Origin of the sequence: Streptomyces sp. NPDC056160, from assembly GCF_042268205.1 — a bacterium.
GTDB lineage: Bacteria > Actinomycetota > Actinomycetes > Streptomycetales > Streptomycetaceae > Streptomyces.
In genome coordinates, this window is the sequence record NZ_JBHJUW010000030.1 from 60,034 (window position 1) to 78,508 (window position 18,475).

Consider the following 18,475-nt stretch of genomic DNA (forward strand, 5'->3'; position numbering starts at 1 on the left):
ATGGGACTGATCTCGGAGGTGCTGCTGCTGCCGTTCGCACCGGCGCGCGGCAGCGCCTGGGCGATCAGACAGGTGCTGCGCGAGGCGGAGCGCATCTACTACGACCCGGCCACCGTACGGGCCGAACTCGCACGGCTGGAGGAGCGTCTGGAGGCGGGAGAGATCACCGAGGAGGAGTTCGACCGCGAGGAGGACGCGCTTTTGGACCGGCTGGAGACCGGCATGCACGGCGGCGCGGGGACGGGTGAGGGGACAGCACGATGAATCGGATGGGACTCGGCCTCGCGATAGGGGCCGGCTATCTGCTGGGACGCACGAAGAAGGCGAAATTCGCCCTCGCCGTCGGCAGCATGGTCGCGGGAAAGAAACTGAACCTCGGGCCGCGCGCGATCGCCGACCTGCTCAACCAGCAGCTGAAGGACAACCCTCAGTTCAAGGAGATAGGGGACCAGCTGCGCCAGGACCTGCGGGGCGTCGGCAAGGCGGCCTCCGGGGCGATGGTCGAGCGGCAGATGACCGCGCTCGCCGACCGGCTGCACTCGCGCACCTCGCAGGTCCGCGACGAACTGTCCGGCGTCGTGCCCCAGGGCGGCGGCCGGGACGCCGGGGACGGTGGCCGGCCGGAGTCCGAGGACGGTTCCCGTAAGGGCTCCGACGAGGAGGACCGGTACGAGGAGGAGGACGAGGACCAGGGCGAGGACGAGTACGAGGACCGGGAGGGCCGCGAGGCCGACGAGGGCTCCGGGGCCGGGGACAGGGGCTCCCGTTCCGCGGACGGGGACAAGAGCTCCCGTTCCGCGGACAAGGGTTCCAGGTCCGGTGAGGGCCGCGGGTCCGACCGCGGGCGGACGGAGCGCAAGGCACCCCCCGGCAGGAGGCCCGCCAAGAAGGCGGCCGCGGGGAAGGCGCCAGCGAAGAAGACCGCCGAGCACGGCGCCCGGAAGGCCGTGAAGAAGGCACAGCCCGGCGCGCCGGCCAGGAAGGCGGCGAAGAAGGCTCCCGCCGGCAAGACGGCGGTCAAGAAGACAGCCGCCAAGAAGACGGCGGCCAGGAAGACGACGCCGGCCCACGGGACGGCGAAGGGTGGCGGTGACCGATGACCGAGGCCCTGGGATCCGTGACCTCCGCCGCGGGCAGGACGGCGGGCAAAGCGGCCAAGAGCAGTCCGTTGAGCGACCTGGCCCACAGCGAGGCCGCCGACCGGCTCAAGGAGGAGGCGCAGGAGTATCTCTCCGCCCAGGCCGAGCGGCTGCTCGCCGGTTTCGGCCGCAAGCTCGGCGAGACCACCGGGAAGCTCAACGACATCGCCGAGGGCAACAGCCCGGGCTTCGCGAAACTGGCCCTCGAAGGCGGCCGGAAGCTGGCCGAGGGCAAGGGGCCGGTGCGCTCCGCGCTGGAGGTCGGCGCCTCGCACGCCAAGGACAAGGTGATGGGTGCGTTCAAGGGCCTCGGCGGCGGTGGCAAGGGCTCCCGCAAGAGCGGCGGCGGCAACAAGCCCACCGTCATCATCGAGTCCATCGACGTCGGCGTCTCCCGGCGCACGGCCTACGACCAGTGGACCCGGTTCCAGGACTTCAGCACCTTCGCCAAGGGGGTCAAGAGCGCGAGCCGCGCCGACGACACCCACTCCGACTGGCAGGCGAAGATCTTCTGGTCCAGCCGCAGCTGGAAGGCCCACACCACCGAACAGATCGCCGACTACCGCATCCAGTGGACCTCGGAGGGCGCCAAGGGCACCACGAAGGGCGTCGTGTCCTTCCACCGCCTGGACGACGACCTCACCCGCGTCCTGCTCGTCATCGAGTACTACCCCAGTGGCCTGTTCGAGAAGACCGGCAACATCTGGCGGTCGCAGGGCCGCCGGGTCCGGCTCGACCTGAAGAACTTCGCCCGTTTCATCACTCTCAAGGGCGAGGCGGACGAGGGCTGGCGCGGCGAGATCCGCGAGGGCGAGGTCGTCCGCAGCCACGAGGACGCGGTCGCGGAGGAAGAGGAAGAGGAGAACGGCGGCGAGGAGCCGGAGGACGAGTACGAGGACGAGGACGGCGACGAGGAGGAGAACGGCGAGGAGGCGGAGGACGAGTACGAGGACGACGACGAGGACGGGAACGGCGAGGAGGCCGAGGAAGAGGACGAGGACGAGCCCTACGACGAGGAGGGCGAGTACGAGGACGACGAGGAGCCCGAGGACGACGAGGACGAGGCCGAGTACGAGTACGCCGAGGGCGGGAGCCGTCGATGACGATGCCGAGCAGGCTGCCGGATCCGTACGGCCCGAGCAGTGGATCCAATCTCGCCGACATCCTGGAGCGGGTGCTCGACAAGGGCGTCGTCATCGCCGGTGACATCCGGATCAACCTGCTCGACATCGAACTGCTCACGATCAAGCTCCGGCTCGTCGTCGCCTCGGTCGACAAGGCCAAGGAGATGGGCATCGACTGGTGGGAGAGCGACCCCGCCCTCTCCTCCCGGGCACGCCGTGACGAACTCGCGCGGGAGAACGCCGAGTTGCGGGAGCGGCTGGCCCGGTTGGAGGAGCTGGAGCAGGGCCGGGGCACGAGCGCGGGCACCACAGGCCGCAGCGACCGTACCGACCGTGCGGACCGTACGGCCCCGAAGGAGGCACCATGACCGGACTGCGGTACGTCTACGCCGTCTGCCGCCCCCTCGGGGCACCCTTGCAGGTGCAGCTGACCGGCGTCGCGGGCGCCCCGGCCAAACCGCTGGCCCACCACGGCCTGGTCGCCGTCGTCAGCGAGGTACCGGAGCGTGACTTCTCCGAGGAGGCGCTGCGCGCCCGGCTGGAGGACCTGGACTGGCTCGCCGCGACCGCCCGTGCCCATCAGGGCGTCATCGACGCCCTCACCGTCGTCACGACCCCGCTGCCGCTCCGGCTGGCCACCGTCTTCCGGGACGACAGCGGGGTGCGCGCGATGATCGAGTCCCGCGAGGAGCACTTCCGCCGGGCCCTGGAGCGCCTCCAGGGCCGGGTGGAGTGGGGCGTCAAGGTGTATCTGGAGCCCGAGCGGTCCGAGGAGGCGGCGGCCTCCGGGCCGGCGCAGAAGCCCGCGTCCGGCCGTGACTACCTGCGCCGGCGCCGCCTGCAGACCCGCGCGCACGAGGACCTGTGGGAGCGTGCCGAGACGTTCGCGTCCCGGCTGCACGCGAGACTCTCGGCGTTCGCCGAGGAGTCCCGGCTGCACGCCCCGCAGAACCCCGCGCTCTCCGGTGCCACCGGGCGCAACGTACTCAACGCGGCCTATCTGGTGCCGCGCGCCCATTCAGAGGAGTTCGTGGAACTGGTGGACCGCACCAAGGACGACGCACCGGGGCTGCGCGTGGAACTCACGGGGCCCTGGGCGGCGTACTCCTTCGCCGGGGAGAACCCGGAGGAAAGCCCAGGCGGCGCGGAGGAAGGCGGAGAGGAAAGCGCGGGGGGCACAGCCGTACCGCCGTCGTCGAAGGAGCGGACATGACGGTCGTCGAACGGCGTGAGGTCGCCCTGGTCGACCTGCTCGACCGGCTGCTGGCCGGCGGGGTCGTGATCACGGGCGACCTCACCCTGCGCATCGCCGACGTCGACCTCGTCCGCATCGACCTGAACGCGCTGATCAGCTCGGTGAACGCACAAGTGCCCTCGCCTTTCGAGATCCTCAAGGAGCCCTCGTGACCGCGCGCAAGCGTCTCGAACTCGAACCCGACACGGTGGAGCGCGACCTTGTGAAGCTCGTCCTCACGGTGGTCGAACTGCTGCGCCAGCTCATGGAGCGGCAGGCGCTGCGCCGCTTCGACGTGGGCGACCTCACCGAGGAGCAGGAGGAACGGATCGGCCTGACGCTGATGCTCCTGGAGGACCGCATGGCGGAGCTGCGCGACCGCTACGGCCTGCGGCCCGAGGACCTGAATCTGGACCTCGGGCCGCTGGGACCGCTGCTTCCCCGGGAATGAGGAAAACCCTTGTCCTCATTCCCCTTGACTGCCGGTTTTCCCTTTACCACCTGTACCAGCGGCCCCGGCCACCGGACGCGGACGTTCCGCGGACCAGGAAGCCGAGCAGCCAGATGACGAGTACTGCCAGTGCTATCCACCACAGGACCTTCACGGCGAAGCCGATCCCGAAGAGGACGATCGCGAGAAGCAGAACGAGCAGAATGGGAACCATCGTGACCTCCTGCTTGCCGGGTTTCCCGGAAATCGGGAATCAGGCATGCTCGTCGGCCAGCTCCTTGCGGCACAGGATCTCGCCGTGCAGGACCGCGAACCAGCCGTCCTCCCGCTCGCCCCACTCGCGCCACGCCCCGGAGACGGCCCGCAGCCGCTCCTCGGTGGCGTGGCCGCCCGCGGTGGCCCGCTCGGCGTAGGCGGACGCCAGCGTGCGGTCGGCCCACAGCCCGCTCCACCACGCGCGCTCCTGGGCGGTGGTGTACGTCCAGGTGCTGGAGCCGGCCGTGACGGCGCTGAGCGTGAAGCCGGCCCGCAGCGCCCAGGAGCGCAGCCGGCGCCCGGCGTCCGGCTCGCCGCCGTTGGCCCGGGCCACCCGCCGGTACAGCTCCAGCCAGTCGTCCAGCCCCGGCACCTGCGGGTACCAGGTCATCGCCGCGTAGTCGGCGTCCCTGACCGCGACGAACCCGCCGGGCTTCGTCACCCGCCGCATCTCGCGCAGGGCCCGCACGGGGTCGCCGACGTGCTGGAGCACCTGGTGGGCGTGGACCACGCAGAACGTGTCGTCCGGGTAGTCCAGCGCGTGCACGTCGGCCACCGCGAAGTCGACGTTGTCCAGTCCCCGCCCGGCCGCCGTGGCGCGGGCCTGCTCCAGCACGCCCGGCGCCCGGTCGACGCCGGTGACGTGCCCGTCCGGCACGAGTTCCGCCAGGTCGGCGGTGATGGTGCCGGGCCCGCAGCCGATGTCCAGGATCTTCATGTGGGGCTTGAGCGAGCCGAGCAGGTAGGCCGCCGAGTTGGCGGCGGTGCGCCAGGTGTGCGAACGCAGCACGGACTCGTGGTGCCCGTGCGTGTAGACGGCCTTCTCCTGCGGTTTCGGCATGGCGGTACCCCTTCTCGTCCCCTGCCCCCGTGGGGCCGCACGGCCCCGGGGCGGTACGGATCACGGTACGCGCGTATGCCGAATGATGAGATCGCTGTATTGCCATGTGGACTGACGGTATGTCAGGCGGCGGAGTGGTGACCGGGTCGGCTCACGCGTCCGGCAGCGGCCGGTACACCGTCAGGGCCCCGGGCAGCTTCTCCAGCCGCACCTCGCCCTCGACCTCCGTGACCTCACCGTCGTAGGCGAGGAGCGTGCCCGGTGCCAGGCCGTTCAGGCGCAGCCGGGGCAGCTGGACGGCCGCATGGGCGGGGGAGCGGGTCAGCGGGCCCGCGAACGCGGCCGACAGCAGGCGCAGGGCCGGCCTGCGGCCCCCGTGCACCACCCGGACGTCGAGCATCCCGTCGGCCAGGTCCATTCGGCGGCCCGGCGCGAGCCCCATGCGGTGGTACGTGCCGTTGCCGGCGAACAGCAGCCACAGCGGGCGGCGGCGGCCCTGCACCTCAGCCTCCACCGGATGACGGTCCGCGCGCAGGACCCGCACCGCCGCCAGCACCCCGGCCGGCCAGCCGCCGATCCGCTCCGTCCAGCGCTCGCGCTCGCGCACCAGCTCCGGGTACACGCCGAGGCTGAAGGTGTTCAGGAAGACGCCCTGCCCGCGCGCGGAGCTGAAACGGCCCACGTCCACCCGTACGCCGTGCCCCTGCTCCAGGGCCCGGCCCAGGTCCCGGGCGTCCTCCACCCCCAGGTCGTACGCGAAGTGGTTGAGCGTGCCCCCGGGCAGCACGGCCAGCGGCAGGCCGTGGCGCAGGGCGACCTCGGCGGCCGCGTTCACCGTGCCGTCGCCGCCGCACACGCCGAGCACCCGGGCCCGGCCGGCGGCCTCCTCCAGCGCGGCCGGGACCTCGTCCGGTGCGCACTCGACGACCTCCGCCTTCGGCAGCGTGTCCCGCAGCGCGCGGGCCCGCTCCGCGGTGCCGGAGGCGTTGTTGGCCACGAGCACCAGACCCTCGCCCTCCGGCAGCGCCGGCACGTCGGCCCGCGGCCGGGCCGGCGGCACGATCTGGGCCCGCGCCGGCACCAGCGCCCGTACGGCGAACGCGGCCCCCGCGCCGAGGGCCGCGCCCGCCACCACGTCGCTCGGGAAGTGGACGCCGGTGTAGACGCGGGAGGCCGCCACCGAGAAGGCCAGCGGGGCCACCGCCGCGCCCCACCCCGGGGACTCCAGCGCGACACCGGTCGCGAAGGCGGCCGCGGAGGCGGCGTGCCCGGATGGGAAGGACGTGGTGATCGGCTGCCGCCCCAGCCGGCGCACCAGCGGCACCGGGTCCAGGGCGGGCCGCGGGCGGCGCACCGACCACTTGCCGAGCGTGTTGACGGTCAGCGAGGCCAGACCCAGCGAGGCCAGGCCCCGCACGGCGGCGCGGCGGGCGCGCGGCGTGCGGGTCGCCGCGACCGCCGCCGCCGTAGCGAACCACAGCACACCGTGGTTGGCGCTGCGGCTCAGCCGCGGCAGGACCGGCTCGGCGCCGGGCCAGCGGCGTCCGGCCGCCGTCCGGAACAGCCACGCGTCCGCGGCGAGCAGGCGGGTCAGGGCGGCGCGGCCACCGTTGCCCGGTGTGTGGTCCGGGGTGGTGAGGTCGACGTCAGGGCTCATACAGGCACCGTTACCCTGAAGCGGCCGTTTCTTGTGCGCGGGTTGTACGCGGCCGTGCGCGCACGGCACACCGCACCTGAGCCACCTGGGAACGTCCTATGCGCCTGATCCTCGTCCGCCACGGCGAGACCCCGTCCAACGTCGCCTCCCTGCTGGACACCGCCGCCCCGGGGCCAGGCCTGACCGAACTCGGCGCCCGGCAGGCCGCCGCGCTGCCCGAGGCACTCGCCGACGAGGACATCGACGCCCTCTACGCCTCCACCCTCGTCCGCACCCAGCTCACCGCGGCCCCGCTGGCCGCCGCCCGCGGACTCGACGTGACCGTCCGCGACGGCATCCGCGAACTGGCCGCCGGGGACCTGGAGGGGGAACCAGGCGGCACCGAACGCGGCCGGCGCTACATGCGTACGGTCCTGGCCTGGGCCGACGGCGCCCGCGACCTGCGGATGCCGGGGCCGGGCGGCGAGAGCGGCACCGAGGCACTGGCCCGGTACGACGCCGTCGTCGCCGAGGCCGCGGGCAGCGGTGCCCGGAGCGTCGCCATGGTCAGCCACGGCGCGGCCATCCGCCTGTGGACCGCGGTGCGCGCCCACAACCTCGACGCGGACTTCGCCGCCGCCCACCCGCTGCGGAACACCGGCGTGGTGATCCTCGAGGGTATGCCCGACGACGGCTGGAAGGCGCTGACGTGGGCGGGCGCCGTCGTGACCCCAGCGCGCGAGGGCGGCCCGGCGGGACGGGCCGTCGAGGCGGGATGAGCGACGGCGCGTGAGCGCCCGCCGCGGGGACGGGGCTGGGACGTGGGGGCGGCGGGGCACGGGGGCGGGCGAGGCGCCGGGACGGGTGACAGGGGATAAGGGTTTGCCGCCGTCGTGAGACCGCCAGCAGAATGCCTGACCATGGGACATCTGGAAGCGGCGCACCTGGAGTACTACCTGCCCGACGGGAGGGCGCTGCTCGGCGACGTCTCCTTCCGGGTGGGCGAGGGCGCCGTCGTGGCCCTCGTCGGGCCCAACGGAGCGGGCAAGACGACCCTGCTGCGCCTGATCTCCGGCGAGCTGAAACCGCACGGCGGTGCCGTCACCGTCAGCGGCGGCCTCGGCGTGATGCGGCAGTTCGTGGGTTCCGTACGGGACGAGACGACCGTGCGCGACCTGCTCGTGTCGGTCGCCCCGCCGCGCATCCGGCAGGCCGCGCGCGCCGTCGACGCGGCCGAGCACGCCCTCATGACCGTCGACGACGAGGCCGCCCAGCTGCGCTACGCCCAGGCGCTCGCCGACTGGGCCGAGGCCCGCGGCTACGAGGCCGAGACGCTGTGGGACATGTGCACCACGGCCGCGCTCGGCGTGCCCTACGAGAAGGCGCAGTGGCGGCAGGTGCGGACCCTGTCGGGCGGCGAGCAGAAGCGACTGGTCCTGGAGGCGCTGCTGCGCGGCACCGACGAGGTCCTGCTGCTGGACGAGCCCGACAACTACCTCGACGTGCCGGGCAAGCGCTGGCTGGAGGAACGGCTCGGGGAGACCCGCAAGACGGTCCTGTTCGTCTCCCACGACCGCGAACTGCTCGCCCGCGCCGCCCAGAAGATCGTCTCCGTCGAACCCGGCCCGGCCGGCGCCGACGCCTGGGTGCACGGCGGCGGCTTCGCCACCTACCACGAGGCCCGGCGCGAGCGTTTCGCGCGCTTCGAGGAGCTGCGCAGACGCTGGGACGAGAAGCACGCCCAGCTCAAGAAGCTGGTGCTGAACCTGCGGCAGGCCGCCACCGTCAGCCATGAACTGGCCTCCCGCTACCAGGCCGCCCAGACCCGGCTGCGCAAGTTCGAGGAGGCCGGCCCGCCGCCCGAGCCGCCGCGCGAGCAGGACATCCGGATGCGGCTGCGCGGCGGCCGCACCGGCGTCCGGGCCGTCACCTGCCAGGGCCTGGAGCTGACCGGCCTGATGAAACCGTTCGACCTGGAGGTCTTCTACGGCGAACGGGTCGCCGTGCTGGGCTCCAACGGCTCCGGCAAGTCGCACTTCCTGCGCCTGCTGGCCGGCGGGGACGTGGCGCACACGGGCGCGTGGAAGCTCGGCGCCCGCGTCGTGCCCGGCCACTTCGCCCAGACCCACGCCCACCCGGAGCTGGAGGGCCGCACCCTCCTGGACATCCTGTGGGCACAGCACGCGCAGGACCGGGGCGCCGCCATGTCCCGGCTGCGCCGCTACGAGCTGACCGGGCAGGCCGAACAGTCCTTCGACCGGCTCTCCGGCGGCCAGCAGGCCCGCTTCCAGATCCTGCTGCTCGAACTGGCGGGCGTCACCGCCCTGTTCCTGGACGAGCCCACCGACAACCTCGACCTGGAGTCCGCCGAGGCCCTCCAGGAAGGCCTCGAAGCCTACGAGGGCACGGTCCTCGCCGTCACCCACGACCGCTGGTTCGCCCGCTCCTTCGACCGCTACCTGGTCTTCGGCAGCGACGGCCGGGTCCGCGAGACCCCCGAGCCGGTATGGGACGAACGCCGGGTGGAACGGGCACGGTAGCGCCGGAGCGCTCGACGGCGCGCGTCACCGGACGCTGCGCTCACCGGCGGCGCAGGATCGCCCCCAGCCCCCCGGTCGGCGCGTCGTCCTCCGTCAGGGGCGCCACCGGGGCCAGCGACAGGGCGGCGGCGTCCGTGGCGACCGCGGAGCGGATCAGTGCGTCGTCGGCCCGCGTCGACCAGGAGTGCCGCTCGCCGAGCGCCTTCAGCTCCGTACGGCGCGCGGCCAGCTGGTCCGGGTCCTCGCCGATCCACACCTCACGGTGGGCGTCCGCCGCCTCGGGCCGGATCAGCAGCTCCTCCAGAACGTGTTCGCGGGCCGCCTCGACCAGCGCGGGCACGCCCTCCACGGCGCCGGACCGGCCCTCCTCGTCGGGGGAGCGGGCGGCCCGGAAGCGGCCCAGCTCCTCGTCGATCCGGTCGCGCACGTGCTCGGCGCGCAGCTGTTCCACGTCCTCGTCCAGCAGCCTGCTGCCGAAGCCGTGCGTGGCCTCCACCACACGCTCGTGCAACCGCCGGGGCAGCCGTCCGCGCACCTCGTGCCGCTCCCGCTGGTCACCGACCATGATCAGCAGATCGGCCCGCGTCTCCTCCTGGCAGACGCTGAGGGCGTCCGCGATCTCGGCGGCGTTGTGCTCCCAGGTGTTCTCCACCTTCAACTGGAAGTGCCGCTCCGACCAGTCGGCGCCGCCGGCGCCGTGGACGGGCCACTGCCGGCCCACCACCGCGCCCGCCTCCCGACGCCCCAGCGCGCTGCGCAGCTCGAAGTCGGCACCCTTGCGGTCGACATAGGCCACGATCGCGACCGGGTCCTCGCCCGCCAGGTCCAGCAGCGGCCCCACCCGCGGCAGCGGACCCCACTCGGCCCGGCTGCCGCCCTGCGGCGGACGCGCCAGGCGCGGGTCGAGGACGACCGCCCCGCCCCGCGCGAAGAAGGCCCGCCCGTGCGGGTCGGGGGAGTGCCGCAGCTCCTCGATCGCGTCCCGGACGGCGCGGCAGGTCGCCTCGTCGGCGCCCCGCTGCGCCAGCTCCCGCGCCATTGCCCGGGCCGTCAGGTGCAGCTCGCGGGCGGTGTCCTGCGCGGGCCGGGAGGTGTCCACGTACACGGAGGCCCAGGGACCCGGGTGTTCGTACAGTGGATGCAGAAACGCGAGATCCATGGCTCCCTCCCGGGTGCCGTTCGGTGGCAGTGCACGCCGGGCGGGTACCCGGAGGACATGGACGAACACGACGAGCGGGGCACCACCATGACCGGAGTCGACCCGGGCCGTCTGGACGATCAGCAGCTCATGAAGGAGCTGGAGACCATCCACCGCACCCGCCACGACACCCTGCTGTACGGCTCCAACGACGCGCTGCGGGTGCACAACGACCGCATGGCCCAGTTGGAGGGCGAGTACCTGCGCCGCAATCCGCGGCGCCCGGTCGCCGCCGGCCGGACCCGGGAAGGCGCCAGGGAGCGCTGCGGCGGGGGGCCGGCGACACCGGGCACCTGAGCCGCGCCCCGCCGCACGGCGCGCTCCGCCGCACGCCGCTCGGCCGGGCTCCGCCCCGCATCCGGTTCCACACGTCGTCGTGCCCGTGACGTCGTCGTGCCCGCCGGCCCGCTTCCTGCGGGGGCCGGCGGGCACGTGTGCGGCGTGGCGGCGTGGCGGCGCGCTCAGCCGGTCCGCTGTCCGAACACGTCGAGGAACGCCTCGCAGAACGCCTTCAGGTCGTCCGGCTTGCGGCTGGTGACCAGCGTGTTCGGGCCGTTCCCGCACACCTTCACCTGCTCGTCGACCCAGGTGCCGCCCGCGTTGCGGATGTCCGTGCGCAGGCTCGGCCAGGACGTCAGCACACGGTCGCGCAGGACGTCGGCCTCGACCAGGGTCCACGGCGCGTGGCAGATCGCCGCGACGGGGCGGCCCTGCTCGAAGAAGCCCTTCACGAACGCCACGGCCTTCTCGTCCGTGCGCAGGAAGTCCGGGTTGGCCACGCCACCCGGCAGGACCAGCGCGCCGAAGGATTCGGCCGTGGTGTTCCCGACGACCTCGTCGACCGGGAACGTGTCCGCCTTGTCCAGGTGGTCGAACGCCTGGATCTCGCCCGGCGCCGTGGACACCAGCACGGGTTCGTGCCCGGCGTCCTTCACCGCCTTCCAGGGCTCGGTCAGCTCGACCTGCTCCACGCCCTCGGGTGCGGTCAGAAAAGCGATGCGCATGATGGTTCGGAGTCCTTTCGTCGCCCTCGCCCGTGGGCAGGGCGGTTCGCGGTCGGCCGGGGGTGCCCCCGGCGCGCGTCAGCCCGGCCCGGGCCTACGCGCGGTCCTCGCGGGCGGGCCGTTCGGTGTGGGTCAGTTCCTTGGCCAGTTCCTGGACGTTGGCGTACTGCGCCTTGCGCGGCAACCGCTCCAGCGCGTCGGTCAGCGCGTCGGGGGCGTTCTTGCGGCGCAGCACGCGGGCCAGTTCGGCCGGGCCCGCCGGGAAGGCGCTGCGGCCCAGGATCCTGGCCAGCTCAAGGCGCACGGTCTCCAGGGAGGCCCGGGAACCGCCCGGGGCCACCGGTCCGCCCCAGACCTCCGGGTCGTCCTCGGCGGTCGGCTCCGGGTCGTGCCACTCCTCGCTCCGCGTGGGATGGCCGGACCGGAGCAGTCCCTGCAGTTCGTGCTTCATCTCGTCGTCACGGTGGACACTCAGCCGGTCACTGCCTCGCTGCATGTCTCCCTCCAGATCGTCGGGGGTGGCTGCCGCGTACCCGTGCACGCGCGACCGACACTGCCTTTCCGCGCCGGATGAGGCCCCTGCTCCACTCGGACACCGGTGCGGCGCCCGGCCGGCTTCGAGCACGGCTTCGGGCGCGTGCGCCACGGCTGCCGCGGGGCGGTGGTCCGTGCGGGCCGGCGGGTGCGGTCGTACGGCGACTGCCCGGGCGGTGGCGCGACGGCGGCGGGATCGCTCGGGCGGGTGCGGGGCCGGGAGGGGGAGTGGCTGCGGGGGCGGCCGGCCGTCACCCGATAGGCCCCCGGTTTCCCGCGAATGGGGCTCGGCCGCGCGCGGCCCGTGACCGCGGGGGCTGTGATGGCGGGGAAGGCACGCGCGATGTGCCGTCCGCCGTCCGTCCGCCGGTCCGAGGAGTCCCGCCCATGCGCCGTACCGCCGCCCCCCGCGCCCTGTCCGCCGTCGCCCTGGCCGGCCTCATAGCGGGCTCCGGCGCGTCGGCCGTCGCGGCCGCCCCGGCGGCGGACCGCCCCGCGACGCTCGCCGGCCCCCTCGCCGACGCCCTCGGGCGGCTCCCGACCGCAGGTCCCGAGGGCAAGATGCGCGCGGACGGCGCCGTCCGTGCCACGGAGCGACGGGGCCCCGGCGCGGCGGAACCGGGACCGGGCCCGGTACCCGGCGACGGCCTCCCCGGGTTTCCCGCCGACCCCGCCCCGGGTGACGCACCCGCCGGGCCCGCCCTCCCCGGCCCGGCGCCACGCGCCTCCGGCCCAGGCGGCGACGTACTCCTCGACCCCGCCGAGGACCCCCTGCTGCAGGACGCGCTCGCCCACGACCCGGCCGTCGGTGCCTCCTCCCCGGCCCTCCTCCAGGACCGCCCCGCCGGCGGTATCTCCTCGTACGATCCCACCCGCGGGTCCTCCTCCGGGCCCTCTCGCGACACCCCCTCGGCCGCCTCCGGCCGCGACCAGGCGACGCACGCCTCGCCGGCGCGCACGCCCGCCCCGGGCGAGGCCACGCGCGGTCCGGCCACCCGCGACCCCGCCGCTCGCGACTCGGCCCCCCGCGACCCGGCCACCCACGACTCCGGCTCCGCCTGCGGCGACCGTGCGGGTGGCGCAGCGGGAGCGGGTGGCGCAGCGGGAGACAGGGCGGGCGGCGGGGACTGCCCGGGTACGGCCGCCGAGCACGGCGTGCAGGCCGGCACCGGCGGCTCCCTCACCGCGTCCCTGCCCGCACTGATCGGCGGCGGCGCCCTCATCGCCCTCGCGCTCTGCGGCGCCGCGCACCGGATGTGGCGGCACAGGAGAGCGGACGGCTGACCGGGCCCGGGACAGCGCATGGGTCCGCGGCCGTGGCCACCCGCGCCCCCGGCGACCCGGCCCGGCGGTCATGGAACACCGCCGGCCGGGGTACCCGCACGCCGGGACCCCGGTGGCGACCGGCGCCGCCGCACCGACCGCGGGGCCCACCGCACGATCGGCGGAAGCGGGCGACCGACCGCCCCGGGGCGCCGGCGCGGACGGACCCGCGTCGGGCCCGGCGCAGGGCGCCCGTCCCCGAACGGCTCGGCGACGGCACGGCACGGCACCAGGAACTGCGCGGAGGTACCCATGCGGCGGACGGCCCCCGAAGGCCACGGACCCGTCCGCTACGGGCCGTCCGCCCTGCCGGACGACGGGCTGCCGCTGCTCCCCGAACTGTCCGCCGCGCTCGCCGCCGCCGCGGGACGCCGCCCGGACCGCCCCGTCGGCGGCGGTAGGGCGCTCCTGGACGCGGCGGCCGGCTACTGGCTGCGACGCGGGCTCGCCACCAGGCCCGACCGGGTGGCCGCCGCGCCCGGCGCCCCCGCCCTGCTGCTCTCCCTGACCGCCGCGCTGGGCGGCGACGTCCTCGTGCCCCGGCCCTGCGCGGCCTGGTGGGCACCGTACGCACGGCTGCTCGGCAGACCCGCCTTCCCCGTCGTGACACCGGCCGAGTGCGGCGGCGTACCCGACCCCTACGCCCTGCTGGAGACCGTACGCAGGGTCCGCGCCGAGGGCGGCGACCCGCGGCTGCTGGTGCTGTCCGTCGCCGACGACCCGACCGCCACCGTCGCACCGCCGGAGGTGCTGCACGAGACCGTCGAGGCCGCCGCGGGCGAGGGCCTGCACCTGGTCAGCGACGAGACCTGGCGCGACACCGTGCACGCACCGCACGCCACCGTGCTGCTCAGCCCCGCCGAGATGCTGCCCGAACGGGTCACCGTCGTCACCGACCTCGCCGGTGCCTTCCTGCCGGGCGGGTGGCCCGCCGCGATCGCCCGCTTCCCGGCCGGCGCCACCGGCGACGCCCTCCACGCGCGCGTGCTCGACATCCTCACCGCGCTGGACGCCCGCCTCGCCGAACCCGTCGCCGCCGCTGCCGCCTACGCCCTGGCCGAACCCGAGCCCGTCACCGCGCGCCTGAGAGCCACGGTGCGCCTGCACGCGCGCGTGGCCGCCGCCCTGTACGCCGCGGTGGTCGCCGCGGGCGCGCTGGCCAGGCCGCCCCAGGCCGGCCGCCACCTCTACGCCGACCTCGGTCCGCTGCGCCCCGCGCTCGCCGCCCACGGGGTCGGCGACGCGCAGGAACTGGAGGACTTCCTCGGCGCGCGCCTGGGCCTGAGCGCGCCCGGCGGCCACCGTTTCGGCGACGACCTCGGCGCGCTGCGGGTGCGGCTGGCCGGCGCGGAGCTGCTGGGCGGCACGGACGAGGAGCGGGCGCAGTGCCTGCTGTCCCCCGAGCCGCTGGAACTGCCGTACCCGCGACGCGCGTTGGCCTCCTTGAGGTCCGTCTTCGACGATCTCCGTGACGACGCCCGGCGATGGGAGCCTCCCCGATGACGCAGCAGTCCGAGCCGACCACGCCCCCCTGCGCCGCCCCGGCGGCCGCGCCCCTGCGGGACGCCGACGGCGCCGCGGCCCCGTCCGCGCTCGCCTCGCCGGCCGCGCCGTCCCCGCCGCTGGCCGAACCGCGGCCGCTGTGGGAGCGGCGGGTGTGGCCGCGCGCCTTCCACGACCGGCTCACCGCCCCGCTGCCCGGTCTGAAGGCGCTCGCCCGCTTCGCCCGGGAAGGCGCGGTCCGGCCGGGCAAGGACGGGCTGGCCGACATCGGCCTGCTGCCCTACGAGCCGGGCCCGCTGCCCCGTGTGGACAGCCGCACCGTCGCCGTCACCTGGGCCGGGCACGCCAGTTGGGTCGTGCGCATCGGCGGACTGACCGTGCTGACCGACCCGGTGTGGTCGCGCCGCATCGTCGGCACCCCGGCCCGCATCACCCCCGTCGGGGTCGCCTGGCAGGCCCTGCCGCGCGTCGACGCCGTCGTCATCAGCCACAACCACTACGACCACCTGGACGCCCCGACCCTGCGCAGGCTCCCGCGCGACACCCCCGTGTTCGCCCCGGCCGGGCTCGGGCGCTGGTTCCACCGCAGGCGCTTCACCCGCGTCACCGAGCTGGACTGGTGGGAGGCGGCCCAGCTCTCCGGGGTCCGGTTCGACTTCGTGCCCGCCCACCACTGGTCCAAGCGCACCCTCACCGACACCTGCCGCAGTCTGTGGGGCGGCTGGGTCCTCACCGCTCCCGACGGTCAGCGCGTCTATTTCGCCGGTGACACGGGCTACGGCCACTGGTTCGCGCGCATCGGCCGCCGTTACCCCGGCATCGACCTCGCGCTGCTGCCCATCGGCGCCTACGACCCCCGCTGGTGGCTGAGCGACGTCCACTGCGACCCCGAGGAGGCGGTCCGGGCCGCCCGCGACCTCGGTGCCCGCCGCATGGCCCCGATGCACTGGGGCACGTTCGTCCTGTCCGCCGAACCGGTCCTGGAGCCCCTCACCCGCGTCCGCGCGGCCTGGGCGGAGGCGGGCCTGGCCCGGCAGGACCTGTGGGACCTCCCGGTGGGCGCGTCACGGGTGCTGGACTGAGCCCGGGCCGACGGCGCCCCGAAGCGACGTGCCCCGGCCGGTCAGTTCGACCGGTGCGCCGGTGCCGACCGGCGGATCCTGCGCCACACGCCGGGGGCCGCACCGACCAGCACCGTCAGCCCGATCGCGGCGACCACGCCCTCCCACGGCTCGGGGAACAGGGAACCGCCGAGGATGCCGATCACCTGGTACGTCACCGCCCAGGCCAGGCAGGCGGGCAGGTTGCCGCGGGCGAAACGGCGCAGCGGCCACTTCGCCAGCAGACAGGCCAGCATCACCGGTATCCGCCCGGCCGGGACGAGCCGCGACAGCACCAGCACCGCGACGCCGTGCTCGCCGAGCTTCTCCTGTGCCTGCGCGAGCCGGTCCTCCGGCGCGCGGGAGCGGATCGCCTCCAGCCAGCGCGAGCCGTTCTTCGAGCCGAGCCCCCGCCGCCCCAGCCAGTACAGCGCCGCGTCCCCGAGGAACGCGGCCAGCGACGCCGTCACGAACACCAGCGCCAGCGAGAACGGCGCCGTCTGGTGCACGGCGACCACCGCGGCCGAACTGACCAGCGCCCCGGTCGGCACCACCGGCACCAGCGCGCCGATCAGCACCAGCAGGAACAGCGACGGATAACCGAGCGCCTGCTGCGTGGACTCCGGCGGCACCACCGTCGTCACGGCGGCGGCGAGCCGTATCACCGGGCGACCTCCAGCCGCGCACTCTCCCCGTGCCCGAGCCGGTGCACCGCCACACCCGGCGCACGCAGCGCCGCATGGCGCACGAACTCCTCACCCGGCGCATGGAACTCATGGGGGCGCACGGCGTCCATCCCGATCGGCCAGTACGTGCCGTAGTGCACCGGTACGGCGCTGTGCGGCGCGAGCCGGGCCAGCGCCTGCGCCGCCCGCCCGGCGTCCAGGTGCCCCTCACCGAGGTACGGCCCCCAGCCGCCCACCGGCAGCAGCGCGACGTCCACCGGCCCGACCTCTTCGGCCATCGTCTCGAACAGGCCGGTGTCCCCGGCGAAGTACGTCCGGGCGGCGCCCTCGACGACGTAGCCGAGTGCCGGTGAGCGGTGCGGCCCGACCGGCAGCCGCCGGCCGTCGTGGCGCGCGGGCACCACCCGGACGACGAGCCCGCCGACCTCCACCCGGTCCCCGGGGGTCACCTCCGTCACCCGCAGCCCGGCGAGCCGGCGCAGTCCCGGCACCGCCCGTGGCGCGCCGCGCGGCACCAGCAGCCGGGTGCCCGGGGCGAGCCGCGCCAGCGAGGGGACGTGCAGATGGTCCGCGTGCAGGTGGGAGACGAGCGCCACGTCCGCGTGCCAGGCGTCCGGCGGCGGCAGCGCCCCGCGCCGGCGCCGCAGGTGCGCGAGGCGGCGGGCGAACAGCGGATCGGTCAGCACACGCACGCCCGAATCCTCGACCGTGCACGTCGCGTGACCCCACCAGGTGATCTCCACCGGCACTTCTTTGCCTCCTTCGCGCGACTCCCCCTGAGCCTACGTGCAGGGGTAGTGTCGGCGGCCAGAACCCGGAGGTGAGGGAGACTCCATGGGACATGTGCGGGACGCCCGCGGCCAGGCCGGCGCGACGCCGGTCCGCGTGACGGCGATCGCCAGCCTGACGCCCCTGGAGGAGCTGAACGAGGACCCCTTCCTCGTGGACTCCCGCGGCCAGCACGCGATGTGCGCCCGCTGGGCGGCCGAGCACGGCTACGTGATCGCGCGCGAGCTCCTCGTACGGGGCCTGCGCATCGACCACAGCGCCCTGTGGGACGGGGTCCGGCCGGGCATCGACCTGTTCGTCGCCCCCAGCCGCCGGGTGCTGGAGCGGGCGCTGTCCTCGGTGGAGGAGTTCACCGCGGAGTGCGCGCGACGCGGCGTGCGCGTGGAGACGGTGGGCCGCGCCGAGCCGTCCTACGACGCCCAGATGAAGGCCTGCGTGCACCGCCGCCTCTCCATGCCCACCGCGGGCTACGACGGCAGGTGAGCCCCCGCCCCCTCCCACCCCTCCTGTTCCACGGCTGTCCACAGGCCCGCCGGGCCGGGCCGGGCGTGTGACAAGCTGGAGCGGGCCCGTGCGGACGACCGGGCCGGGACGTGAGGTGTGCGGGCGTGCGAGGCGGGTGGTGGCGGCGGGTCGCCAGTCAGGCGGGACGGAGTATCACGGTGTGGGCCGTCTCCACGGCCACGATGCTGGTGCTCGCCGGGATCCTGCCGGACTTCCAGCTCCAGTCCGCCGACGGTGACAGCGCCACCACCGTCGCCGTGACCGCGGCCCTCGGCGCCGGCGCCTTCGGTGTCCTGTCGGCCGTCGTCTGGCCGCTCCTGGTCCGGCTGCTGCTCCTCGTGCCGGCGCTCGTCCTCGGGCTGCTGGTCTTCTTCCTCAACGGCTCGCTCCTCCTGCTCGCCCTGCGCGTCAACCCCTCCGGGCACCCGCAGGCGGCCCCCGAGACCGCGGTGATCGTGGCCGCGGTGATGTCGGCGGTCGCCTCCGCGACCGGCGGCGCCCTCGCCGTCCGCGACGACGAGGCCTACCGGCGGCGGCTGCACCGGCTCGCCGACCGCCGCCGCAGACGGCAGCCGCCCTGCTCGGTGTAGATTTTTACTTTTGTCGTCGAGCTG

Annotated in this window: 22 protein-coding genes and 1 pseudogene; 15 read left to right on the top strand and 8 right to left on the bottom strand. The window is 74.8% G+C overall.

Going from position 1 to position 18,475, the window contains the following annotated elements; translation table 11 throughout:
- From ACFC02_RS14175 to ACFC02_RS14205, 7 genes are read left to right on the top strand one after another with little or no spacing between them, the layout of a single operon-like run.
- A complete protein-coding gene (locus ACFC02_RS14175) occupies positions 1 to 264 on the top strand; it encodes a gas vesicle protein GvpG (protein WP_360964642.1) in 264 nt (87 codons plus the stop codon).
- Positions 261 to 1,100, top strand: coding sequence for a hypothetical protein (locus tag ACFC02_RS14180; RefSeq protein WP_376356282.1), 840 nt, complete (start codon positions 261 to 263; stop codon positions 1,098 to 1,100). Before ACFC02_RS14175 ends, ACFC02_RS14180 begins: the two co-directional genes overlap by 4 nt.
- On the top strand, positions 1,097 to 2,242 hold the full coding sequence (locus tag ACFC02_RS14185) for an SRPBCC family protein (protein WP_376356284.1): 1,146 nt from the start codon (positions 1,097 to 1,099) through the stop codon (positions 2,240 to 2,242). Before ACFC02_RS14180 ends, ACFC02_RS14185 begins: the two co-directional genes overlap by 4 nt.
- Positions 2,239 to 2,631, top strand: coding sequence for a gas vesicle protein (locus tag ACFC02_RS14190; protein WP_376356286.1), 393 nt, complete (start codon positions 2,239 to 2,241; stop codon positions 2,629 to 2,631). The genes ACFC02_RS14185 and ACFC02_RS14190 overlap by 4 nt, the downstream gene beginning before the upstream one ends.
- Positions 2,628 to 3,476, top strand: a complete 849-nt coding sequence (locus tag ACFC02_RS14195; RefSeq protein WP_376356287.1) for a GvpL/GvpF family gas vesicle protein — start codon at positions 2,628 to 2,630, stop codon at positions 3,474 to 3,476. Before ACFC02_RS14190 ends, ACFC02_RS14195 begins: the two co-directional genes overlap by 4 nt.
- Positions 3,473 to 3,670 carry a gas vesicle protein gene (locus ACFC02_RS14200; protein ID WP_360964629.1) on the top strand — a complete coding sequence of 66 codons (198 nt, stop codon included), beginning with the start codon at positions 3,473 to 3,475 and terminating at the stop codon, positions 3,668 to 3,670. The genes ACFC02_RS14195 and ACFC02_RS14200 overlap by 4 nt, the downstream gene beginning before the upstream one ends.
- Positions 3,667 to 3,948, top strand: coding sequence for a gas vesicle protein K (locus tag ACFC02_RS14205; protein WP_189706113.1), 282 nt, complete (start codon positions 3,667 to 3,669; stop codon positions 3,946 to 3,948). The genes ACFC02_RS14200 and ACFC02_RS14205 overlap by 4 nt, the downstream gene beginning before the upstream one ends.
- Positions 3,949 to 3,991: 43 nt before the next feature.
- Here the strand turns inward: ACFC02_RS14205 and ACFC02_RS14210 are convergent, their stop codons facing one another.
- From ACFC02_RS14210 to ACFC02_RS14220, 3 genes are all read right to left on the bottom strand, one after another.
- Positions 3,992 to 4,162, bottom strand: coding sequence for a hydrophobic protein (locus ACFC02_RS14210; RefSeq protein ID WP_360964626.1), 171 nt, complete (start codon positions 4,160 to 4,162; stop codon positions 3,992 to 3,994).
- 39 nt (positions 4,163 to 4,201) lie between these two features.
- Entirely contained in the window at positions 4,202 to 5,044 is an 843-nt protein-coding gene (locus ACFC02_RS14215) for a class I SAM-dependent methyltransferase (RefSeq protein ID WP_376356290.1), read from the bottom strand.
- A 151-nt stretch (positions 5,045 to 5,195) separates the two neighbouring features.
- A complete protein-coding gene (locus tag ACFC02_RS14220) occupies positions 5,196 to 6,701 on the bottom strand; it encodes a bifunctional phosphatase PAP2/diacylglycerol kinase family protein (protein ID WP_376356292.1) in 1,506 nt (501 codons plus the stop codon).
- A 98-nt stretch (positions 6,702 to 6,799) separates the two neighbouring features.
- Between ACFC02_RS14220 and ACFC02_RS14225 the strand changes: the two genes are divergently transcribed.
- Both ACFC02_RS14225 and ACFC02_RS14230 read left to right on the top strand, forming a co-directional pair.
- Complete coding sequence (locus ACFC02_RS14225; protein WP_376356294.1) at positions 6,800 to 7,459, top strand: histidine phosphatase family protein; 660 nt, start codon at positions 6,800 to 6,802, stop codon at positions 7,457 to 7,459.
- Positions 7,460 to 7,600: 141 nt separating this feature from the next.
- Positions 7,601 to 9,220 carry an ABC-F family ATP-binding cassette domain-containing protein gene (locus ACFC02_RS14230; RefSeq protein WP_376356296.1) on the top strand — a complete coding sequence of 540 codons (1,620 nt, stop codon included), beginning with the start codon at positions 7,601 to 7,603 and terminating at the stop codon, positions 9,218 to 9,220.
- Between the two features lie 40 nt (positions 9,221 to 9,260).
- Here the strand turns inward: ACFC02_RS14230 and ACFC02_RS14235 are convergent, their stop codons facing one another.
- A complete protein-coding gene (locus ACFC02_RS14235) occupies positions 9,261 to 10,379 on the bottom strand; it encodes a Vms1/Ankzf1 family peptidyl-tRNA hydrolase (RefSeq protein WP_376356298.1) in 1,119 nt (372 codons plus the stop codon).
- Positions 10,380 to 10,436: 57 nt separating this feature from the next.
- Here ACFC02_RS14235 and ACFC02_RS14240 point away from each other — a divergent pair, with 57 nt between their 5' ends.
- Complete coding sequence (locus ACFC02_RS14240; protein WP_360964609.1) at positions 10,437 to 10,715, top strand: DUF6158 family protein; 279 nt, start codon at positions 10,437 to 10,439, stop codon at positions 10,713 to 10,715.
- 164 nt (positions 10,716 to 10,879) lie between these two features.
- Here ACFC02_RS14240 and ACFC02_RS14245 read toward each other — a convergent pair whose 3' ends face one another.
- Entirely contained in the window at positions 10,880 to 11,422 is a 543-nt protein-coding gene (locus ACFC02_RS14245; protein ID WP_376356300.1) for a type 1 glutamine amidotransferase domain-containing protein, read from the bottom strand.
- Positions 11,423 to 11,516: 94 nt separating this feature from the next.
- Entirely contained in the window at positions 11,517 to 11,918 is a 402-nt protein-coding gene (locus ACFC02_RS14250; RefSeq protein ID WP_376356302.1) for a DUF2795 domain-containing protein, read from the bottom strand.
- A gap of 425 nt (positions 11,919 to 12,343) precedes the next feature.
- Here ACFC02_RS14250 and ACFC02_RS14255 point away from each other — a divergent pair, with 425 nt between their 5' ends.
- The 3 genes from ACFC02_RS14255 to ACFC02_RS14265 all read left to right on the top strand — a co-directional run bounded on the left by ACFC02_RS14255 (position 12,344) and on the right by ACFC02_RS14265 (position 15,864).
- A complete protein-coding gene (locus tag ACFC02_RS14255; RefSeq protein WP_376356304.1) occupies positions 12,344 to 13,240 on the top strand; it encodes a hypothetical protein in 897 nt (298 codons plus the stop codon).
- A 291-nt stretch (positions 13,241 to 13,531) separates the two neighbouring features.
- Complete coding sequence (locus tag ACFC02_RS14260) at positions 13,532 to 14,782, top strand: aminotransferase class I/II-fold pyridoxal phosphate-dependent enzyme (RefSeq protein ID WP_376356306.1); 1,251 nt, start codon at positions 13,532 to 13,534, stop codon at positions 14,780 to 14,782.
- Positions 14,779 to 15,864, top strand: a complete 1,086-nt coding sequence (locus tag ACFC02_RS14265; protein WP_376356308.1) for an MBL fold metallo-hydrolase — start codon at positions 14,779 to 14,781, stop codon at positions 15,862 to 15,864. Before ACFC02_RS14260 ends, ACFC02_RS14265 begins: the two co-directional genes overlap by 4 nt.
- Positions 15,865 to 15,905: 41 nt before the next feature.
- Here the strand turns inward: ACFC02_RS14265 and ACFC02_RS14270 are convergent, their stop codons facing one another.
- Entirely contained in the window at positions 15,906 to 16,547 is a 642-nt protein-coding gene (locus tag ACFC02_RS14270; RefSeq protein WP_376356310.1) for a DedA family protein, read from the bottom strand.
- Positions 16,544 to 17,317 carry an MBL fold metallo-hydrolase gene (locus ACFC02_RS14275; RefSeq protein WP_376356312.1) on the bottom strand — a complete coding sequence of 258 codons (774 nt, stop codon included), beginning with the start codon at positions 17,315 to 17,317 and terminating at the stop codon, positions 16,544 to 16,546. Before ACFC02_RS14275 ends, ACFC02_RS14270 begins: the two co-directional genes overlap by 4 nt.
- Before the next feature lie 85 nt (positions 17,318 to 17,402).
- Between ACFC02_RS14275 and ACFC02_RS14280 the strand changes: the two genes are divergently transcribed.
- Together ACFC02_RS14280 and ACFC02_RS14285 are read left to right on the top strand one after the other, a co-directional pair.
- A complete protein-coding gene (locus tag ACFC02_RS14280) occupies positions 17,403 to 17,840 on the top strand; it encodes a hypothetical protein (protein WP_376356314.1) in 438 nt (145 codons plus the stop codon).
- Between the two features lie 125 nt (positions 17,841 to 17,965).
- Positions 17,966 to 18,442: pseudogene (locus ACFC02_RS14285) on the top strand (phage holin family protein); the annotation flags it as partial.
- Between the last annotated feature and the right edge of the window lie 33 nt (positions 18,443 to 18,475).

Excerpts from the sequence above, each read along its gene's own strand:
- ACFC02_RS14260 (WP_376356306.1), top strand. The coding sequence starts at position 13,532 with ATGCGGCGGACGGCCCCCGAAGGCCACGGACCCGTCCGCTACGGGCCG.
- ACFC02_RS14210 (WP_360964626.1), bottom strand. The coding sequence starts at position 4,162 with ATGGTTCCCATTCTGCTCGTTCTGCTTCTCGCGATCGTCCTCTTCGGG.
- ACFC02_RS14230 (WP_376356296.1), top strand. The coding sequence starts at position 7,601 with ATGGGACATCTGGAAGCGGCGCACCTGGAGTACTACCTGCCCGACGGG.
- ACFC02_RS14175 (WP_360964642.1), top strand. The coding sequence starts at position 1 with ATGGGACTGATCTCGGAGGTGCTGCTGCTGCCGTTCGCACCGGCGCGC.
- ACFC02_RS14195 (WP_376356287.1), top strand. The coding sequence starts at position 2,628 with ATGACCGGACTGCGGTACGTCTACGCCGTCTGCCGCCCCCTCGGGGCA.
- ACFC02_RS14190 (WP_376356286.1), top strand. The coding sequence starts at position 2,239 with ATGACGATGCCGAGCAGGCTGCCGGATCCGTACGGCCCGAGCAGTGGA.
- ACFC02_RS14245 (WP_376356300.1), bottom strand. The coding sequence starts at position 11,422 with ATGCGCATCGCTTTTCTGACCGCACCCGAGGGCGTGGAGCAGGTCGAG.
- ACFC02_RS14250 (WP_376356302.1), bottom strand. The coding sequence starts at position 11,918 with ATGCAGCGAGGCAGTGACCGGCTGAGTGTCCACCGTGACGACGAGATG.
- ACFC02_RS14220 (WP_376356292.1), bottom strand. The coding sequence starts at position 6,701 with ATGAGCCCTGACGTCGACCTCACCACCCCGGACCACACACCGGGCAAC.
- ACFC02_RS14200 (WP_360964629.1), top strand. The coding sequence starts at position 3,473 with ATGACGGTCGTCGAACGGCGTGAGGTCGCCCTGGTCGACCTGCTCGAC.
- ACFC02_RS14255 (WP_376356304.1), top strand. The coding sequence starts at position 12,344 with ATGCGCCGTACCGCCGCCCCCCGCGCCCTGTCCGCCGTCGCCCTGGCC.
- ACFC02_RS14280 (WP_376356314.1), top strand. The coding sequence starts at position 17,403 with ATGGGACATGTGCGGGACGCCCGCGGCCAGGCCGGCGCGACGCCGGTC.
- ACFC02_RS14240 (WP_360964609.1), top strand. The coding sequence starts at position 10,437 with ATGGACGAACACGACGAGCGGGGCACCACCATGACCGGAGTCGACCCG.
- ACFC02_RS14215 (WP_376356290.1), bottom strand. The coding sequence starts at position 5,044 with ATGCCGAAACCGCAGGAGAAGGCCGTCTACACGCACGGGCACCACGAG.
- ACFC02_RS14265 (WP_376356308.1), top strand. The coding sequence starts at position 14,779 with ATGACGCAGCAGTCCGAGCCGACCACGCCCCCCTGCGCCGCCCCGGCG.
- ACFC02_RS14185 (WP_376356284.1), top strand. The coding sequence starts at position 1,097 with ATGACCGAGGCCCTGGGATCCGTGACCTCCGCCGCGGGCAGGACGGCG.
- ACFC02_RS14180 (WP_376356282.1), top strand. The coding sequence starts at position 261 with ATGAATCGGATGGGACTCGGCCTCGCGATAGGGGCCGGCTATCTGCTG.
- ACFC02_RS14225 (WP_376356294.1), top strand. The coding sequence starts at position 6,800 with ATGCGCCTGATCCTCGTCCGCCACGGCGAGACCCCGTCCAACGTCGCC.
- ACFC02_RS14235 (WP_376356298.1), bottom strand. The coding sequence starts at position 10,379 with ATGGATCTCGCGTTTCTGCATCCACTGTACGAACACCCGGGTCCCTGG.